Origin of the sequence: Pseudomonas sp. zbq_18 (genome assembly GCF_043102245.1) — a bacterium.
Lineage (GTDB): Bacteria > Pseudomonadota > Gammaproteobacteria > Pseudomonadales > Pseudomonadaceae > Aquipseudomonas.
Genome location: NZ_JBICIT010000004.1, coordinates 1 through 15,830 on the forward strand (window position 1 = coordinate 1; position 15,830 = coordinate 15,830).

The following is a 15,830-nucleotide window of genomic DNA, read 5'->3' on the forward strand; positions in this document are numbered from 1 at the left end:
ATGACCGTCTATTTGATGAAGGCTCAGCTCAAGACCCTGTGGACTTGCGGCAGTGCCTGGCAGTGGCGAACGGCTTGGCGGCAATGGCTAAGGCATGCCCAGGAAAGCCAGATCCCAGCACTGATGCAGTTTGCCAAACGCCTGAGCGGTTACTGGCGCGGCATCCTCAGCCGGGTGCGCTGGCCCATGCACACCGGTCAACTGGAAGGCATCAATAACCGCATCAAGGTGATCAAGCGCATGGCCTACGGCTACCGGGACAGCGAATTTTTCTTCATGAAGATTAAGGCGGCGTTCCCCGGTAATGCGTGAAGAACCAAAAAAATGGGCGACCGAAGTCGCCCAAAATGCCTTGCGTGCACGGGTGTGGAAAAACTCACTTGGCCTTGATGGCGGCCTTCTTGTGCGAGTCTTTCCAGATGAACAGTCCAACGCCGCCGAAGAAAGCGAGCATCAGTACTACGGTGCCGATACCGGCGATGACTACTGTGTCGAGAAACATGGCGGCCTCCTGTGTGAGCCTTGTCTTGCATGGCTACAGACTATCGGAGGTGCCGAGGCGGGAATTGATCCGGATCAATATCCGGTATGGTCGGCGCCGCGACAGGGCGCCGCAGGCAGGTCAGCGCTTTTTCTTGGGCTTGGACTTCTTCTTGCTTTTACCCAGCGGCATGGCCTGCTCGAAGGCCTGACGCATCTCGTCCAGCTTCTTGTCATGCAGGTCGTGGATGCGCTTGCCACGCTCGGCGGCGAAATCGATCAGTTTGTCGTCGCTCATGCTCAGTTCCGGATCAGGCGAAAAGTGAGATTGATGCGCGGCGCCACCGGCGCGCGGGTCTTGGCCACCTGATGCTGCCAATGATGCTGCGTAGCGCCGGCCATGACCAGCAGTGATCCATGTTCCAGAGTCATGGAGTGCTCGATACGGGTCGCGCCCTTGCGGCGCAGATCGAAACGCCGCGCGCCACCGAGGTTGAGCGAGGCCACCAGCGGATTGCGCCCCAGTTCGATCTCATCATCGCTGTGCCAGCCCATCGAGTCCTGGCCGTCGCGGTAATAATTGAGCAACACGCCATTGAGGCGCTGACCGACGGCCTGCTCCACCTGCCGGCGGATCTCGCTCAGCAGCGGCGTCCAGGGCAAGGGTTGATGGGTCAGGCCGGAATAGCGATAGCGGGCCTCGGGGTCGCCATACCAGGCCAGCAGACGCGGTACCCGCACATCACGCCCGTGGATATGCAGCAGCGGCTGCTCCCAGGCAATCTCGTCACGCAGCTGTTTGAACCAGGCGTCGGCGCAGGCGGCCGACAGCCACTGCGCCCGGTAGCTCAGCTCGGCATCCGCCAGGTTCAACGGTTGATCCTCGAATAGGCTCATGGCAGTCGGGGACACTCAGACCTCCACATCCACCCACAGGCCCTGGCGCGGTATTTCTTCCAACAGCTTTTCTGCCTCGGCAGCGTCGGCCTCCAGCTCGGCCAGCTCCTGCGGGGTATAGCCACGGCGCTGCCGGCGACGCTGCTCTTCGCGCAACAATTCCTCGGCCTCCTGGGGATGGCGCTTATCCAGTCCTACCGCGCTCTCGTTGGCACTCTCGCTGGCCGGCGTCACCGGAGGAATGTCCGGGCGCGGCTTGACCACGTCCTGCTGGGCGGTCACCGGGGCCAAGCTGTGAGGAATAGGCGGTAGCATTGATTTTCTCCCTGATATCCAACTGTCGGCTGGACGGCCTCCTACTTAAGCCGGCACTCGCTACACTTTCGACTCGGGACGCATGCATTGATTCAGTGCAGACGTCGCTCTCGGCGCAGCGTTCCGCTAACATACGCGGCTTTTTTCGCAGCTGGGGCTTTCCATGGCAAGTAGTGGCATTGTGCAGTATCAACCGGGACAACGCTGGATCAGCGACAGCGAGGCGGAACTCGGGCTCGGCACCATCCTCACTTCTGACGGCCGTCTGCTCACTGTGCTCTACCCGGCCACCGGCGAAACCCGCCAGTACTCCCTGCGTAACGCCCCGCTGACCCGCGTGCGCTTCGCCCCGGGCGACGAGATCACCCATTTCGAAGGCTGGAAGCTCACCGTTCAGGAAGTCGAGGACATCGACGGCCTGCTGGTGTATCACGGCTTCGATGCCGAACACCGCCCGGTCAGCCTGCCGGAAACCCAACTGTCCAACTTCATCCAGTTCCGCCTGGCCAGCGACCGCCTGTTCGCCGGGCAGATCGACCCGCTGAGCTGGTTCGCCCTGCGCTATCACACCCTGGAGCACCAGAGCCGACTGCTGCACTCGAGCCTGTGGGGCCTGGGCGGCGCCCGCGCCCAGCCGATCGCCCACCAGCTGCACATCGCCCGCGAAGTGGCCGACCGCATCGCGCCGCGCGTACTGCTGGCCGACGAAGTGGGCCTGGGCAAGACCATCGAGGCCGGCCTGGTGATCCACCGCCAGCTGCTCTCCGGGCGCGCCAGCCGCGTGCTGATCCTGGTGCCGGAAAACCTGCAGCACCAGTGGCTGGTAGAGATGCGTCGTCGCTTCAACCTGGAAGTGGCACTGTTCGACGCCGAACGCTTCGCCGAGAGCGATGCCGACAACCCCTTCGAGGACACCCAGCTGGCGCTGGTCGCCCTGGAGTGGCTGAAGGACAGTGAGAAGGCCCAGGACGCCGCCTTCGCCGCCGGCTGGGACCTGCTGGTGGTCGACGAAGCGCACCATCTGGTCTGGCATCCGGAAAAGGCCAGCGATGAATACCGCCTGGTCGAACAACTGGCCGAGGTCATTCCCGGTGTGCTGCTGCTGACCGCTACCCCGGAGCAGCTGGGCCTGGAAAGTCACTTCGCCCGCCTGCGCCTGCTCGATCCGAACCGTTTCCATGACCTCGACGCCTTCCGCGCCGAGAGTGCCAACTACAAGCCAGTGGCCGAAGCCGTGCAGGAGCTGCTGGATCAGGGTCGCCTGTCGCAGCAGGGCCACGCCACCATCTCGCGCTTCCTCGGTGCCGAGGGCGAAGCGCTGCTGGCTGCCGTGACCGACGGCGACAGCGAGGCCTCGGCGCGGCTGATCCGCGAGCTGCTGGATCGCCATGGCACCGGCCGCGTACTGCTGCGCAACACCCGCGCCGCGGTGCAGGGCTTCCCCGAGCGCCAGCTGCACCCCTACCCGCTGCCCAACCCGGTGGAATACATGGAGCTGCCGCTGGGCGAGCACGCCGAGCTGTACCCGGAAGTCAGCTACCAGTCGCAGCAGGACGGCGACGAGGAAGACCGCTGGTGGAAGTTCGATCCGCGCGTCGAGTGGCTGATCGACACGCTGAAGATGCTCAAGAAATTCAAGGTGCTGGTGATCTGCGCCCATGCCGAGACCGCGCTGGACCTGTCCGACGCCCTGCGCGTGCGCTCCGGCATCCCGGCCACGGTATTCCACGAGGGCATGAGCATCCTCGAACGCGACCGCGCCGCCGCCTACTTCGCCGACGAGGAGTTTGGCGCCCAGGTGCTGATCTGCTCCGAGATCGGCTCCGAAGGTCGCAACTTCCAGTTCAGCCATCACTTGGTGCTGTTCGACCTGCCGGCCCACCCGGACCTGCTGGAGCAGCGCATCGGCCGCCTCGACCGCATTGGCCAGAAGCACACCATCCAGCTGCACGTGCCCTACCTGGAAAACAGCCCGCAGGAGCACCTGTTCCAGTGGTATCACCAGGCGCTGAACGCCTTCCTCAACACCTGCCCCACCGGCAACGCCCTGCAACACCAGTTCGGCCCGCGCCTGCTGGCCCTGCTGGAAAGCAACGGCGACGACGCCTGGCTGCAGCTGCTGGATGAAGCCAAGGCCGAACGCGAGCGCCTGGAAGGCGAACTGCACAGCGGTCGCGACCGCCTGCTGGAGCTCAACTCCGGCGGCGCTGGCGAGGGTGAGCGCCTGGTCGAGGCAATCCACGAGCAGGACGACCAGTTTGCCCTGCCGATCTATATGGAAGAGCTGTTCAACGCCTTCGGTATCGACAGCGAGGATCACTCGGAAAACGCCCTGATCCTGCGCCCCAGCGAGAAGATGCTGGACGCCAGCTTCCCCCTGGGCGACGACGAGGCGGTGACCGTCACCTACGACCGCAACCAGGCACTGGCCCGCGAAGACATGCAGTTCCTCACCTGGGAACACCCCATGGTGCAGGGCGGCATGGACCTGGTACTGGCCGGTTCGATGGGCAACACCTCGGTGGCGCTGATCAAGAACAAGGCGCTCAAGCCCGGCACCGTGCTGCTGGAACTGCTCTACGTCAGCGAAGTGGTGGCGCCCAAGGCCCTGCAACTGGCCCGCTACCTGCCGCCGGTGGCGCTGCGCTGCCTGCTCGACGGCAACGGCAACGACCTGGCCAGCAAGGTCGCCTTCGATACCCTCAACGACCAGCTGGAAAGCGTGCCGCGCGCTAGCGCCAACAAGTTCGTACAGGCCCAGCGCGACGTACTGGCCAAGCAGATCGGCGCTGCCGAGGCGAAGATGGCTCCACGTCATATCCAGCGGGTCGAGGAGGCGCGCCATCGCTTCACTGCCAGCCTGGATGAGGAACTGGCGCGCATGGTCGCCCTGCAGGCGGTCAACCCAACGGTGCGCGACAGCGAGATCGAGGCCCTGCGCAAGCAGCGCGAGAGCGGCCTGGCCTTCCTCGACAAGGCGGCCCTGCGCCTGGAGGCGATTCGCGTGCTGGTGGCCGGTTAATTCATCCGCCAGAACGAAAAAGGGCAGCCTCGGCTGCCCTTTTCTGTGTTGCCGAGAGTTACTGCGCCGCTTTGGCGCGCATCTTGTCGCTCATGACCGCCATTTCGTCGTAGATCGCCTGCGGGTGCTTGCGCTTGATCTCCCAGGCCATGCGCCCCTGCTCGTGCGGCAGGATCAGGAATTCACCCTTGGCCACTTCATCGTGGATATAGCCGGCGATGTCAGCAGCAGTGATCGGGCTGTTCTCCAGCAGCTTGCCGACCTGCTGCTTGACGTTCGGGTTCGGGCCACGGAAGGAGTCCAGCAGATTGGTCTGGAAGAACGACGGGCAAACCACGTGCACGCCGACCTTTTCCGACTTGAGCTCGATCAGCAGGCTCTCCGACAGCGCCAGCACGCCGGCCTTGGCCACGTTGTAGTTGCTCATTGCCGGCCCCTGCATGATGGCCGCCATGGAAGCGATGTTGATGATCTTGCCCTGGCTGGCGCGCAGCAGCGGCAGGAAGGCCTTACAGCCCTTGATCACGCCCATCAGGTTGATCGACAGCTGCCAGTCCCAGTCTTCCAGGCTGAGATCGGCGAAGAAACCGCCCGCCGCCACACCAGCGTTATTGACCAGGATATCGAGGCCGCCGAAGCGCTCCTCGCAAGCCTGGGCCACCGCAGTCAGCTGGCTGTAGTCACGCACATCGCAGCGCATGGTGAAACCGTCACCACCCGCCTCGCGTACCAGTTTTAAGGTTTCCGCCAGACCGGATTCATTGACGTCACACAGCGCCAGGCGCCAGCCATCGCGGGCCCAACGCAGGGCGATTTCGCGTCCCAGGCCGGAGCCTGCCCCAGTGATCATCATGCGGTTGTGCATTCTGTTCTGCCTTGTTCGGTGGTGAAGTTGCAACGAGTGTATCCAAGGCAGGACTGGCTGCAGCCCAGCATCAGGCCGATGAATGTCGTGGCCCAAGCCACTTGTCATGCCGCCGTCATCTGCGTATCCAGCGCCAGATCAGCCACAGATAGACCGGTACATTGATCAGCAGCACTACAGCACCAAGCCACAGCTGGACCTGCGGCGTGAGTCCGGCCGGATAGATCACTGGAATCAGGTAGTGCTCGACAAAACCGCCGGTATAGCCGGCTTGCCCCGCCGCCTCACGCAAACGATTTTCCAGAGGCGTCAGCGGGCAATACAGGTGCAGCAACTCCACCGCAGCGCCCCAGGTGACTGCCGGCACATGCAGCCAGGCCACGCGCGGCCAGCACAACACGGCCAGGGCACCGAACAGGACAAAGAGGATAAAAGCCAGATGCAGCCACACCACTGCATCGGCAGCCAAACGCCAGAGCATGTGCTCCACCTACCTTTTATCCAATGGTTACTTCCGGCTTACCGCGAAGACAGAATCTTTTGTGCCAACTTTCAATAAGTTAGCGCCAAGATGCGCAAGCTAAACATTCTTATTTATATTTAATTTTATATATAATTCAATAGCTTACATTTGACGAAGATCAGTATCGGGCGCAAACTTCCGCGATACCTGCCCCCACCAACTTGAGGTTCATCATGAAAGGCGACAAGAAAGTCATCCAGCACCTGAACAAGATCCTCGGCAATGAATTGGTGGCGATCAACCAATACTTCCTGCATGCCCGTATGTATGAGGACTGGGGCCTGGAAAAGCTCGGCAAGCATGAATACGACGAATCCATCGACGAGATGAAGCATGCCGATAAGCTGATCAAGCGCATCCTCTTCCTCGAAGGTCTGCCCAACCTGCAGGACCTCGGCAAGCTGATGATCGGCGAGAACACCAAGGAAATGCTGGCCAGCGACCTCAAGCTGGAACAGTCCGCCATCGTCGACCTGAAAGCCGCCATCGCCTACTGCGAAAGCGTTGGCGACTACGGCAGCCGCGAACTGCTGGAAGATATCCTTGAAGCCGAAGAAGAGCATATCGACTGGCTGGAAACCCAACTGGGCCTGATCGAGAAAGTCAGCCTGGAAAACTACCTGCAGTCGCAGATGGACGAATAAAACAGCCTCTGCACCCAAAGAGCCCCGCTACTGCGGGGCTCTTGCATTCACGAGCGACTGGGACTGCCGCCCTACTTGGCGAGCAGGCGAAACGCGTGCCCACACCTGATCACCTTAGCCGCTACCCCGCTCAAGCAGCATAAAAAAGGGCAGCCCAGGGCTGCCCAAAGCACACGGAGCAATGGACTGTGTCAGTGCGCGATGGCGCCACTGGCACCCAAGCCGGTCTGCGAGCGGACAAACTGCGGGAAGAAGCGCGCGCGCTCTTCGCCAGCTTCCTGGGACTTGTCGGTGACCGAGAAGAACCAGATGCCAACGAACGCTACCAGCATGGAGAACAGCGCCGGGTACTCGTAGGGGTAGACCGGGGTGGCGTTGCCGAGGATCTGCACCCACACGGTCGGGCCGAGCACGGTCAGCGCCACGGCAGTGGCCAGACCCAGCCAGCCGCCGATCATGGCGCCGCGGGTGGTCAGCTGCTTCCAGTACATGCTGAGGAACAGCACCGGGAAGTTGCAGCTGGCGGCGATGGAGAAGGCCAGGCCAACCATGAAGGCGATGTTCTGCTTCTCGAACAGGATGCCCAGACCGATGGCCAGCACGCCGAGGGCCAGAGTGGTGATCTTCGAGACGCGCAGCTCATCCTTCTCGTTGGCCTTGCCCTTCTTGATCACGCTGGCATAGAGATCGTGGGACACCGCCGAAGCACCGGCCAGGGTCAGGCCAGCAACCACCGCGAGGATAGTGGCGAAGGCCACCGCCGAAATGAAGCCGAGGAACAGGCTGCCACCCACAGTATTGGCCAGGTGTACCGCCGCCATGTTGTTACCACCGATCAGGCCGCCAGCGGCATCACGGAAGTCCGGATTGGTGCCCACCAGCAGGATCGCGCCGAAACCGATGATGAAGGTCAGGATGTAGAAGTAGCCGATGAAACCGGTGGCGTAGAACACGCTCTTGCGCGCTTCCTTGGCGTCGGACACGGTGAAGAAGCGCATCAGGATGTGCGGCAGGCCGGCAGTACCGAACATCAGCGCCAGGCCCAGGGAAATCGCCGAGATCGGGTCTTTCACCAGCCCGCCGGGGCTCATGATCGCCTCACCCTTCGGGTGCACGGCAATGGCCTGGGAGAACAGTTGGCCGAAGTCGAAGTTGACGTGCTTCATCACCATCAGCGCCATGAAGGAGGCACCGGACAGCAGCAGCACGGCCTTAATGATCTGTACCCAGGTAGTCGCCAGCATGCCGCCGAACAGAACGTAGCAGACCATCAGTATGCCCACCAGAATCACCGCGACATGGTAGTTGAGGCCGAACAGCAGCTCGATCAGCTTGCCGGCACCGACCATCTGCGCGATCAGGTAGAAGGCCACGACCACCAGCGAACCGCTGGCCGACAGGGTACGGATCTGCTTCTGCCCAAGACGGTAGGAGGCCACGTCGGCAAAGGTGTACTTGCCCAGGTTGCGCAGGCGCTCGGCGATCAGGAACAGGATCACCGGCCAGCCAACCAGAAAGCCGATGGAGTAGATCAGCCCGTCGTAGCCGGAGGCGAACACCAGGGCGGAAATCCCCAGGAAGGACGCCGCCGACATGTAGTCGCCGGCAATCGCCAGGCCGTTCTGGAAACCGGTGATGCTGCCGCCTGCGGTGTAGAAGTCGGAAGTCGACTTGCTGCGTTTGGAAGCCCAGTAGGTGATGCCCATGGTGAAGGCGACGAAGGCCACGAACATGATGATGGCCGAGAGGTTCAGCGGTTGGCGCTGTACCTCGCCCTCGATGGCACCGGCAGCCCACAGCGTGGGCGTCACGGCCAGCAGGCCACAGGCGCCGACAATACGCGAAATCATGGCTGCACCTCGTCGAGCACGGCCTGGTTGAGGCGATCGAACTCGCCATTGGCGCGCTTGACGTAGATGCCGGTCAGCACGAAGGCCGAAAGAATCAGACCAACGCCCAGCGGGATACCCCAGGTCATCGAAGAACCGGCACTCAGCGGCGTGCCGAGCAGGTGCGGCTCGAACGCGATCAGCAGGATAAAGGCCAGGTACAGGCCAAGCATGATGGCGGAAAGTATCCAGGCGAAGCGGTCGCGCTTGGCAACCAATTCCTGGAAGCGCGGATTCTCTTCAATCCGCTTGTAGATGCTGTCATTCATTTGTCGTGGTTCTCCTCGGCAAGGTGCCGGTGAGGCCACTCTGAAAGCGCTGGAAGGCCCGAGGCAGACGACCTTAGTCGAATCACGGTGGATTTCACGACCAAAGTAGTAGGCGCGCCACCCTGAAGCACAGGGCCGGTTGAACCGCCATCGAGAGCAAAAATAAATCGATGACTTTAAATTAATACCAAATAACTATTAGGACCATCGGCAAGGCCAATTTCTTCTCCGCTTAAGGCGGGGCTACCTTGAGCATCTAAAGATAACCATTCGCATTGTCGAGGTGCATCATGCTCAAGACCTTCACCTTCACCCTCATGCACTTCTGCATCGCTTTCAGCGTCGCCTACGCCCTCACCGGCAGCATCGCCGTGGGCGGTCTGGTGGCGGCGGTCGAACCCCTGTGCAACTCGGTCGGTTTCTACTTTCACGAAAAGATCTGGCAGCGCTTCGAAAAACCGGGCAAGGCCGACAAGATCCCCAAACACGCCTGGTTGCACCACCACGCCTGAGCGGTGCGCCGGCGGGCGCTCTTGGTTAAGATGCGCGGCTTTGCCACCAGGTATCCGCAGCCACCATGACCACCAGCCCGCGCTCGCCCGTCCTGCCGTATTCATTTGCCCTGCTGCTGGCTCTTCTGGCACTCGGCGCCGTCTGGTACAGCGTCGGCAAACCCGTAGAACTGGCCGACGTCGCCAGCGCGACACACAAGTTGCAGTGCGCCTCCTACACCCCGTTCGGCAAGGATCAGTCGCCTTTCGACCAACCGCTGCAGATTCGTCGTGAACAAATAGAAATCGATTTCGTCCAGCTCGCCGAGCGCTTCGAGTGCGTGCGCACCTATTCGCAGATCAGCCTGGAAGAGGTGCCTGAACTGGCACGCAAACATGGTCTCAAGCTGCTGGCGGGCGCCTGGGTCAGCAGCAACCCGGTGGACACCGAACGGGAGATTGCAGCACTGATTGCCAACGCCAAGGCCAACCCGGACGTGATCGATGCCGTGATCGTCGGCAACGAGGCCCTGCTGCGCAAGGAGGTCACCGGCAGCCAACTGGTCAAGCTGATCGAGCGGGTCAAGGCCGAGGTCGCACAACCGGTGACCTACGCCGATGTCTGGGAGTTCTGGCTGCAATACCCGGAAGTGGCGCCAGCGGTGGACTTCATCACCATCCACCTGCTGCCGTACTGGGAAGACGATCCCACCGGCATCGATGCCGCGCTGAATCAGGTGGCCAACGTGCGTCGTACCTTTGGCAATGCCTTCGCACCCAAGGACATTCTGATCGGCGAAACCGGCTGGCCCAGCGAGGGCCGCCAGCGCGAAACGGCCCTGCCAAGCCGAATCAACCAGGCGCTGTTTATCCGCGGCTTCATCAAGCTGGCCGAGGACAACGGCTGGAAGTACAACCTGATCGAGGCCTTCGATCAGCCCTGGAAGCGTGACAGCGAGGGTGCCGTCGGTGGTTATTGGGGCCTGTTCGACGCCGACCGCCAGGATAAAGGTATCCTCACCGGTCCGGTGTCCAACCTGCCACACTGGCCACAGTGGCTGGCCGCCAGCGCCCTGCTGATGCTCGCTGCGCTGGCTTTCGCCGGCCGCCCGGCCTCAGCTCGCGCAGCCTTGCTTCTGCCGTTCACGGCGGCGCTCGCTAGCGCCTGCATTTTAGGCTGGAGCGAACTGGCGCTGATCACCAGCCGCTACTGGGGCGAATGGCTGTGGGCCGCCGCCCTGCTCGGCCTCAACCTGCTGGTGCTGGCCCACACAGCACTGACCCTGTCGGCACGCGCCGGCTGGCGCGAGCGCGCCTTCGTCTGGCTGGAAGCCCGTGGCGGCTGGTGGCTGGCTGCTGCCGGCTTCGCCGGCGCGGTGCTGATGCTTGGTCTGGTGTTCGACTCTCGCTACCGCAGCTTCCCCAGCCTGGCCCTGCTGCTACCGGCACTGGTCTACCTGTGTCGTCCGGTACAGGGTCCGCGCCGCGAGCTCGCCCTGCTCACCCTGATCATCGCTGCCGGCATCGCGCCCCAGCTGTACCAGGAAGGCCTACACAACCTGCAGGCCATCGGCTGGGCGCTGACCAGCACGCTGCTGGTGGCTGCTCTGTGGCGCGGCCTGCGTCACTCGCCTCGCTGAATCGGCCCGGTCAGGCCTGCGCCCGCACCAGGCGCAGGCCTGCCAGCACCAGCGCGAACACCGCCAGGCTGGCGCTGTACAGCACCAGTGCCGGCAGGCCCAGCAACAGGCTCAGCACCGCCAGGGCTCGCCCCGAGCGGCCTGGAATGAAGAAGGCGATCACGGCAGCAACCAACGTCGCCAAGGCAATCAGCCGGAAGTGGATGAGATACCCCAACCCCGCTCGCGCCTGGCACTCCCAGCGCGCCGCATCCTCTAGGCACAGCCCCACCCAGCGCGCATCCTCCATCAAGGCGAAACGCACACCGTAGCTGGCTGCGAGCCAGGACGACAGCAGCACGAACAACAGCACAACGGGCACATTGCGGGACATTCACGGACTCCAGCATGGAAAGCCGCCCAGCTTAATCGGCCCAGCGACAGGCACAAGATCGTGCGCTAAATTTCGCGCTCAACTGTCAAAGCCCTGACTGCTTTACCTACACGCTTGCACTTGTCACTCGAGCAGTATTCACTCCCCTTACCCCCACGCCACAGGGAAACGGCCATGCCCCGCTCGCTTCTGCGCCCCTTGCTGTTCAGCAGTCTGCTCTGCTGCGCAGCCCCCGCACTGGCTGTCGACATCGACGCCGCCAGCTACGGTTACCCACTGAGCAACCCGTTCGAAGCCACCATCGCCACTACACCACCGGATCTGCGCCCGCAGGTACCCAGCGATGAGGACATCGACCAGGCCGACTACGACATCAAGCTGCGCCCCGAGCGCGAATTCGAGCTGCCTGAAAACTTCTGGCCAGTGACCAAGCTGCGCTATCGACTGGCTCGCCAGGACGGCAAGGCGCCGCTGATTTTCATCATCGCCGGCACTGGCGCCAGCTTCGCCAGCGGCAAGACCGACGAGCTCAAGCGCCTGTTTTACGGCGCCGGCTACCACGTGATCCAGCTGTCGTCGCCAACCAGCTACGACTTCATGAGTGCCGCCTCGCGTACCGCCACGCCAGGCATTTCCAGCGACGATGCCGAAGACCTGTACCGGGTGATGATGGCCATCAGTGCCCAGCATCCGGACATCGAAGTCAGCGACTACAACCTGACCGGCTACAGCCTCGGTGGCCTGCATGCCGCTTTCGTCAGCAAGCTGGACGAGCAGCAGCGCCATTTCAACTTCAAGCGCGTCCTGCTGCTCAATCCGCCGGTCAACCTGTACACATCGGTCAACAACCTGGATCGACTGGTGCAAACCCGAGTGAAAGGCATCGATGACCATACCAACTACTTCGAGCTGGTCCTGGCCAAACTGGCCCGCTACTTCGAAGAGCAGGGCCAGGTCGATCTCAACGAAGCGATGCTCTACGACTTCCAGCGCTCGGGGCAGAAGCTCAGCAACGAAGAACTGGCCATGCTGATCGGCAGCTCCTTCCGCTTTTCGGTATCGGACATGGCCTTCACCGCCGACCTGATCAACCGTCGCGGCCTGATCACCCCGCCGAACTATCCAATCAGCGAAGGCACCAGTCTCACGCCGTTTTTCAAGCGCGCCCTGCAATGCGACTTCGACTGCTACATCGTCGAGCAACTGGTGCCCCACTGGCGCAAGAAATACAGCGGCGGCAGCCTGTTGCAACTGATCGACCAGGTCAGCCTGTACGGGCTGGAGGATTACCTGAAAACCAGCCCGAAGATCGCCGTGATGCACAACGCCGACGACCTGATCCTCGGCCCTGGCGATATCGGCTTCCTGCGCCGCACCTTTGGCGAGCGCCTGACCCTGTACCCGCATGGCGGGCACTGCGGCAACCTCAACTACCGCGTCAACAGCGACGCCATGCTGGAGTTCTTCCGTGGCTAGAAAATGGATTCTTTCGCTCGCCCTGTCCCTCGCCGCCGGCCTGGCTCAGGCCGACACCACCGCAGCGGAGAACGACGGCTTCACCCGCCCGCTGGATCAGTTGCAGTTCAACCCGTACCTGGACCAGCGCGAATTCGAACGTTCCACCCTCGACGCGCTGCAGGTCTACGATCCCTGGGAGTCGTGGAACCGCCGGGTCTACCACTTCAACTACCGCTTCGATGAATGGGTCTTTATGCCGGTGGTGCGCGGCTACCGTTACGTCACGCCTGGCTTCGTGCGCAGCGGCGTGAACAACTTTTTCAGTAACCTGGGTGACATCCCCAACCTGCTCAACAGCCTGCTGCAGTTCAAGGGGCAACGCTCGCTGGAAACGACCGGACGCCTGCTGATCAACACCACCATCGGCATCGCCGGCCTGTGGGACCCGGCCACCCGCATGGGCCTGCCCAAGCACAGCGAGGATTTCGGCCAGACCCTGGGCGTGTATGGCGTGCCGGACGGCCCCTACGTGGTACTGCCATTTCTCGGCCCCTCCAACCTGCGTGACACCGGAGGCAAGGTGTTCGACTTCGCCGCCGAAAGCCAGATCAATTACCTGAACGTCGCCGAGGTCAGCAGCGATCACCCGGAGATCACCGCCCTGCGCGTTGTGGACATCCGCGACAGCACCAACTTCCGCTACGGCCAGACCAACAGTCCGTTCGAGTACGAGAAGGTGCGTTTCGTCTACCGCGAGGCGCGCAAGATCCAGGTCGCCGAGTGATCGATTAAGTCGATTGATTTCGCGGAAAATTTGCAAACATCCATTCAATAAAGCTGGCTAGCATGGGCACATTCCACCTGAGGAGGTGCCCATGACCCCTTTCCGCAAAGTCCTCTCCCAGCATATCGGCCAGCCCACTTCGGACGGCGCAGGCGTGCGTCTGACCCGTGTCTTCGGCGGCGCAGGTATCGAACGCTTCGATCCGTTTCTGATGCTCGACGAATTCGGCTCGGAGAACCCGGACGACTACATCGCCGGCTTCCCGCCCCACCCCCATCGCGGCTTCGAAACCATCACCTACATGCTCGAAGGGCGTATGCGCCATGAGGATCACCTGGGCAACGTCGGCCTGCTGGAAAGTGGCGGCGTGCAGTGGATGACGGCAGCCCGCGGGATCATCCACAGCGAAATGCCCGAGCAGGAACAAGGTGTGATGCGCGGCTTCCAGCTGTGGCTCAACCTGCCGGCCAAGGACAAGCTCGGCGATGCCGGCTACCGCGACTATGCACCCGGCGAGATTCCGCAACTGACCACGGCCGATGGCGTGGCGGTGAAGGTCATCGCCGGCCGCTTTGACGACGGCGAGATGCAGCACGACGGTGCCGTACAGCGTCCGCATACCATGCCGCAGCTATTCGACCTGCACCTGCCGGCCGGCAGCCTCGTGACACCACGGTTGGCCGAGGGGCAGCGGGTTCTGCTCTACGTGTATGAAGGCGAACTGGCGGTCAATGGCCATGTCGTGAGCCGCAGTCGCCTGGCGCGCCTTTCCGACAGTGGTGCCATCGAACTGAGCAGCGCCGAGGGCGCGCGGGTATTGCTGATCGCCGGCACACCCTTGAACGAACCCATCGTGCAGTACGGCCCGTTCGTGATGAACAGCCGCGAGGAGATCGAACAGGCTCTACGCGACCTGCGCGACGACCGCCTGACCACGTGAGTCTTCAGCGCGTGGACGGAACGAATGCCGCGGCCAACTCGGCTGGCGCCGGTTCCGCACTGAGAAAGCGCAACAGGGATTCTTTCTGCGCCATGGCGTCCTGGAACCCCAGCTCGATCAGCTCGTTGCAATAGCCCGGCTCGAACAGCAGGTAGCTGAGCACGCCGGCACCGCTGGCACGGGTCGCCCCCGGCCCGCGCAGGAAAAAGCGCATGGCCTTGGGCAACTCATGGCGATGGCGGGCGGCGATCTGATCCAGCGGCTGACTGGGGGCGATTACCAGCACCTCCACCGGTTTCAGCCCCAGGCCACGCGGGTGCAGGCCGGACGGCACCAGGCGGCTCATGTGATTGAGCCGTTCGAGCAGTTCGATATCGCTTTCCAGGCTATCGATAAAGGTGCTGTTGAGCATGTGCCCGCTGATCTGTGCCAGGGTCGGCGGCAAACCGCTACGCGGGCGCACCACTTCCTGATGGACACCCTTGCCCAGCGGATTGCCACTCACCCCGACCACCAGCACCCGGCTGGCCCCCAAATGCAGCGCTGGGCTGATCGGCGCCGGCTGGCGTACCGCACCATCACCGAAATATTCGCGATTGATCTTCACCGGCGGGAACACCAGCGGAATGGCCGCGCTGGCCTGCAGGTGATTGAGATCCAGGCGGGTCGGCACACCCACGCGACGGTGGCGAAACCAGGGGTCGATGGTCGCGCGCCCCTGGTAGAACGTCACCGCCTGGCCGCTCTCGTAACCAAAGGCCGTGACCGCCACCGCCCGCAACTGACGCGCCCGCACAGCCGCGGCGATCCCCGAAAAATCCAGCTCACGCGCCAGCAGCTCGCCCAGCGGGGCACTGTCGAGCAAGGCCACCGGCTGCTGCTTGCCAAGGCCCAGCAGGCTGTGACCGAGGAAACGACTGGCCTGGCGCAATACGCCGGGCCAGTCGCTGCGATACACATCACCACAGTGAAAGCCCTGCCAAACCTGCGTCAGCCGCTGTACCGCACTGCTGAAATGCAGCGCGCCACAGGCCAGGCCAACGGCATTGATGGCGCCGGCCGAAGTACCGACGATGACCGGAAATGGATTGTCCGCCGTCTCGCCGAGCAGGTCGGCAATAGCCGCGAGCACCCCCACCTGATAGGCCGCCCGTGCGCCACCACCGGAAAGAATCAGCCCAGTGATGGGCCTGGCACGGTCTTCGGCTGGTGTCATGGGCACTGTTCCTTGGCTTTCTGA

Annotated in this window: 18 protein-coding genes; 8 read left to right on the top strand and 10 right to left on the bottom strand. The window is 62.7% G+C overall.

Going from position 1 to position 15,830, the window contains the following annotated elements; all coding sequences use genetic code 11:
• Positions 1-312, top strand: a 312-nt coding sequence (locus ACF8C6_RS02640) for a transposase (RefSeq protein ID WP_392497881.1), incomplete at its 5' end; no start/stop codon positions are given.
• A 64-nt stretch (positions 313-376) separates the two neighbouring features.
• Here ACF8C6_RS02640 and ccoM read toward each other — a convergent pair.
• The 4 genes from ccoM to ACF8C6_RS02660 form a co-directional block, all read right to left on the bottom strand.
• Positions 377-502: a cytochrome c oxidase subunit CcoM gene (gene ccoM, locus ACF8C6_RS02645; RefSeq protein WP_277690710.1), complete on the bottom strand. Its 126-nt coding sequence runs from the start codon at positions 500-502 to the stop codon at positions 377-379.
• A gap of 120 nt (positions 503-622) precedes the next feature.
• Complete coding sequence (locus ACF8C6_RS02650) at positions 623-778, bottom strand: hypothetical protein (protein WP_277690712.1); 156 nt, start codon at positions 776-778, stop codon at positions 623-625.
• A gap of 2 nt (positions 779-780) precedes the next feature.
• Positions 781-1,377 carry an alpha-ketoglutarate-dependent dioxygenase AlkB family protein gene (locus tag ACF8C6_RS02655; RefSeq protein WP_392497962.1) on the bottom strand — a complete coding sequence of 199 codons (597 nt, stop codon included), beginning with the start codon at positions 1,375-1,377 and terminating at the stop codon, positions 781-783.
• 15 nt (positions 1,378-1,392) lie between these two features.
• On the bottom strand, positions 1,393-1,692 hold the full coding sequence (locus tag ACF8C6_RS02660; protein WP_392497882.1) for an aspartate-semialdehyde dehydrogenase: 300 nt from the start codon (positions 1,690-1,692) through the stop codon (positions 1,393-1,395).
• Positions 1,693-1,855: 163 nt separating this feature from the next.
• On the opposite strand from ACF8C6_RS02660, the gene rapA reads away from it, so the two are divergent.
• Positions 1,856-4,714 carry an RNA polymerase-associated protein RapA gene (gene rapA / locus ACF8C6_RS02665; RefSeq protein WP_392497883.1) on the top strand — a complete coding sequence of 953 codons (2,859 nt, stop codon included), beginning with the start codon at positions 1,856-1,858 and terminating at the stop codon, positions 4,712-4,714.
• A gap of 58 nt (positions 4,715-4,772) precedes the next feature.
• Here rapA and ACF8C6_RS02670 read toward each other — a convergent pair whose 3' ends face one another.
• Positions 4,773-5,579: an SDR family oxidoreductase gene (locus ACF8C6_RS02670; RefSeq protein WP_392497884.1), complete on the bottom strand. Its 807-nt coding sequence runs from the start codon at positions 5,577-5,579 to the stop codon at positions 4,773-4,775.
• 115 nt (positions 5,580-5,694) lie between these two features.
• Complete coding sequence (locus tag ACF8C6_RS02675) at positions 5,695-6,060, bottom strand: DUF2784 domain-containing protein (RefSeq protein WP_392497885.1); 366 nt, start codon at positions 6,058-6,060, stop codon at positions 5,695-5,697.
• A gap of 215 nt (positions 6,061-6,275) precedes the next feature.
• On the opposite strand from ACF8C6_RS02675, the gene bfr reads away from it, so the two are divergent.
• A complete protein-coding gene (bfr, locus tag ACF8C6_RS02680; protein WP_277690718.1) occupies positions 6,276-6,746 on the top strand; it encodes a bacterioferritin in 471 nt (156 codons plus the stop codon).
• Positions 6,747-6,937: 191 nt separating this feature from the next.
• On the opposite strand, the gene ACF8C6_RS02685 is transcribed toward bfr, so the two are convergent.
• Both ACF8C6_RS02685 and ACF8C6_RS02690 read right to left on the bottom strand, forming a co-directional pair.
• Complete coding sequence (locus ACF8C6_RS02685; RefSeq protein ID WP_392497886.1) at positions 6,938-8,596, bottom strand: cation acetate symporter; 1,659 nt, start codon at positions 8,594-8,596, stop codon at positions 6,938-6,940.
• Positions 8,593-8,904 (bottom strand): DUF485 domain-containing protein, encoded by a 312-nt coding sequence (locus tag ACF8C6_RS02690; RefSeq protein WP_392497887.1) that lies wholly within the window; start codon positions 8,902-8,904, stop codon positions 8,593-8,595. Before ACF8C6_RS02690 ends, ACF8C6_RS02685 begins: the two co-directional genes overlap by 4 nt.
• Before the next feature lie 290 nt (positions 8,905-9,194).
• On the opposite strand from ACF8C6_RS02690, the gene ACF8C6_RS02695 reads away from it, so the two are divergent.
• Positions 9,195-9,416 (top strand): DUF2061 domain-containing protein, encoded by a 222-nt coding sequence (locus ACF8C6_RS02695; protein WP_277690723.1) that lies wholly within the window; start codon positions 9,195-9,197, stop codon positions 9,414-9,416.
• A gap of 65 nt (positions 9,417-9,481) precedes the next feature.
• On the top strand, positions 9,482-11,035 hold the full coding sequence (locus ACF8C6_RS02700) for a beta (1-6) glucans synthase (RefSeq protein ID WP_392497888.1): 1,554 nt from the start codon (positions 9,482-9,484) through the stop codon (positions 11,033-11,035).
• 10 nt (positions 11,036-11,045) lie between these two features.
• Here the strand turns inward: ACF8C6_RS02700 and ACF8C6_RS02705 are convergent, their stop codons facing one another.
• Positions 11,046-11,408 (bottom strand): hypothetical protein, encoded by a 363-nt coding sequence (locus tag ACF8C6_RS02705; RefSeq protein ID WP_392497889.1) that lies wholly within the window; start codon positions 11,406-11,408, stop codon positions 11,046-11,048.
• Positions 11,409-11,582: 174 nt separating this feature from the next.
• Here ACF8C6_RS02705 and ACF8C6_RS02710 point away from each other — a divergent pair, with 174 nt between their 5' ends.
• The 3 genes from ACF8C6_RS02710 to ACF8C6_RS02720 all read left to right on the top strand — a co-directional run bounded on the left by ACF8C6_RS02710 (position 11,583) and on the right by ACF8C6_RS02720 (position 14,590).
• Complete coding sequence (locus tag ACF8C6_RS02710) at positions 11,583-12,884, top strand: serine/threonine protein kinase (protein WP_392497890.1); 1,302 nt, start codon at positions 11,583-11,585, stop codon at positions 12,882-12,884.
• Positions 12,877-13,650, top strand: a complete 774-nt coding sequence (locus ACF8C6_RS02715) for a VacJ family lipoprotein (protein WP_392497891.1) — start codon at positions 12,877-12,879, stop codon at positions 13,648-13,650. The genes ACF8C6_RS02710 and ACF8C6_RS02715 overlap by 8 nt, the downstream gene beginning before the upstream one ends.
• Before the next feature lie 91 nt (positions 13,651-13,741).
• Entirely contained in the window at positions 13,742-14,590 is an 849-nt protein-coding gene (locus tag ACF8C6_RS02720; protein WP_392497892.1) for a pirin family protein, read from the top strand.
• 4 nt (positions 14,591-14,594) lie between these two features.
• Here the strand turns inward: ACF8C6_RS02720 and ACF8C6_RS02725 are convergent, their stop codons facing one another.
• Entirely contained in the window at positions 14,595-15,806 is a 1,212-nt protein-coding gene (locus tag ACF8C6_RS02725) for a patatin-like phospholipase family protein (protein WP_392497893.1), read from the bottom strand.
• Between the last annotated feature and the right edge of the window lie 24 nt (positions 15,807-15,830).

What these genes read in the sequence shown, in the direction of transcription:
- ccoM (WP_277690710.1), bottom strand. Translation starts at nt 502, where the DNA reads ATGTTTCTCGACACAGTAGTCATCGCCGGTATCGGCACCGTAGTACTG.
- ACF8C6_RS02650 (WP_277690712.1), bottom strand. Translation starts at nt 778, where the DNA reads ATGAGCGACGACAAACTGATCGATTTCGCCGCCGAGCGTGGCAAGCGC.
- ACF8C6_RS02655 (WP_392497962.1), bottom strand. Translation starts at nt 1,377, where the DNA reads ATGAGCCTATTCGAGGATCAACCGTTGAACCTGGCGGATGCCGAGCTG.
- ACF8C6_RS02660 (WP_392497882.1), bottom strand. Translation starts at nt 1,692, where the DNA reads ATGCTACCGCCTATTCCTCACAGCTTGGCCCCGGTGACCGCCCAGCAG.
- rapA (WP_392497883.1), top strand. Translation starts at nt 1,856, where the DNA reads ATGGCAAGTAGTGGCATTGTGCAGTATCAACCGGGACAACGCTGGATC.
- ACF8C6_RS02670 (WP_392497884.1), bottom strand. Translation starts at nt 5,579, where the DNA reads ATGCACAACCGCATGATGATCACTGGGGCAGGCTCCGGCCTGGGACGC.
- ACF8C6_RS02675 (WP_392497885.1), bottom strand. Translation starts at nt 6,060, where the DNA reads ATGCTCTGGCGTTTGGCTGCCGATGCAGTGGTGTGGCTGCATCTGGCT.
- bfr (WP_277690718.1), top strand. Translation starts at nt 6,276, where the DNA reads ATGAAAGGCGACAAGAAAGTCATCCAGCACCTGAACAAGATCCTCGGC.
- ACF8C6_RS02685 (WP_392497886.1), bottom strand. Translation starts at nt 8,596, where the DNA reads ATGATTTCGCGTATTGTCGGCGCCTGTGGCCTGCTGGCCGTGACGCCC.
- ACF8C6_RS02690 (WP_392497887.1), bottom strand. Translation starts at nt 8,904, where the DNA reads ATGAATGACAGCATCTACAAGCGGATTGAAGAGAATCCGCGCTTCCAG.
- ACF8C6_RS02695 (WP_277690723.1), top strand. Translation starts at nt 9,195, where the DNA reads ATGCTCAAGACCTTCACCTTCACCCTCATGCACTTCTGCATCGCTTTC.
- ACF8C6_RS02700 (WP_392497888.1), top strand. Translation starts at nt 9,482, where the DNA reads ATGACCACCAGCCCGCGCTCGCCCGTCCTGCCGTATTCATTTGCCCTG.
- ACF8C6_RS02705 (WP_392497889.1), bottom strand. Translation starts at nt 11,408, where the DNA reads ATGTCCCGCAATGTGCCCGTTGTGCTGTTGTTCGTGCTGCTGTCGTCC.
- ACF8C6_RS02710 (WP_392497890.1), top strand. Translation starts at nt 11,583, where the DNA reads ATGCCCCGCTCGCTTCTGCGCCCCTTGCTGTTCAGCAGTCTGCTCTGC.
- ACF8C6_RS02720 (WP_392497892.1), top strand. Translation starts at nt 13,742, where the DNA reads ATGACCCCTTTCCGCAAAGTCCTCTCCCAGCATATCGGCCAGCCCACT.
- ACF8C6_RS02725 (WP_392497893.1), bottom strand. Translation starts at nt 15,806, where the DNA reads ATGACACCAGCCGAAGACCGTGCCAGGCCCATCACTGGGCTGATTCTT.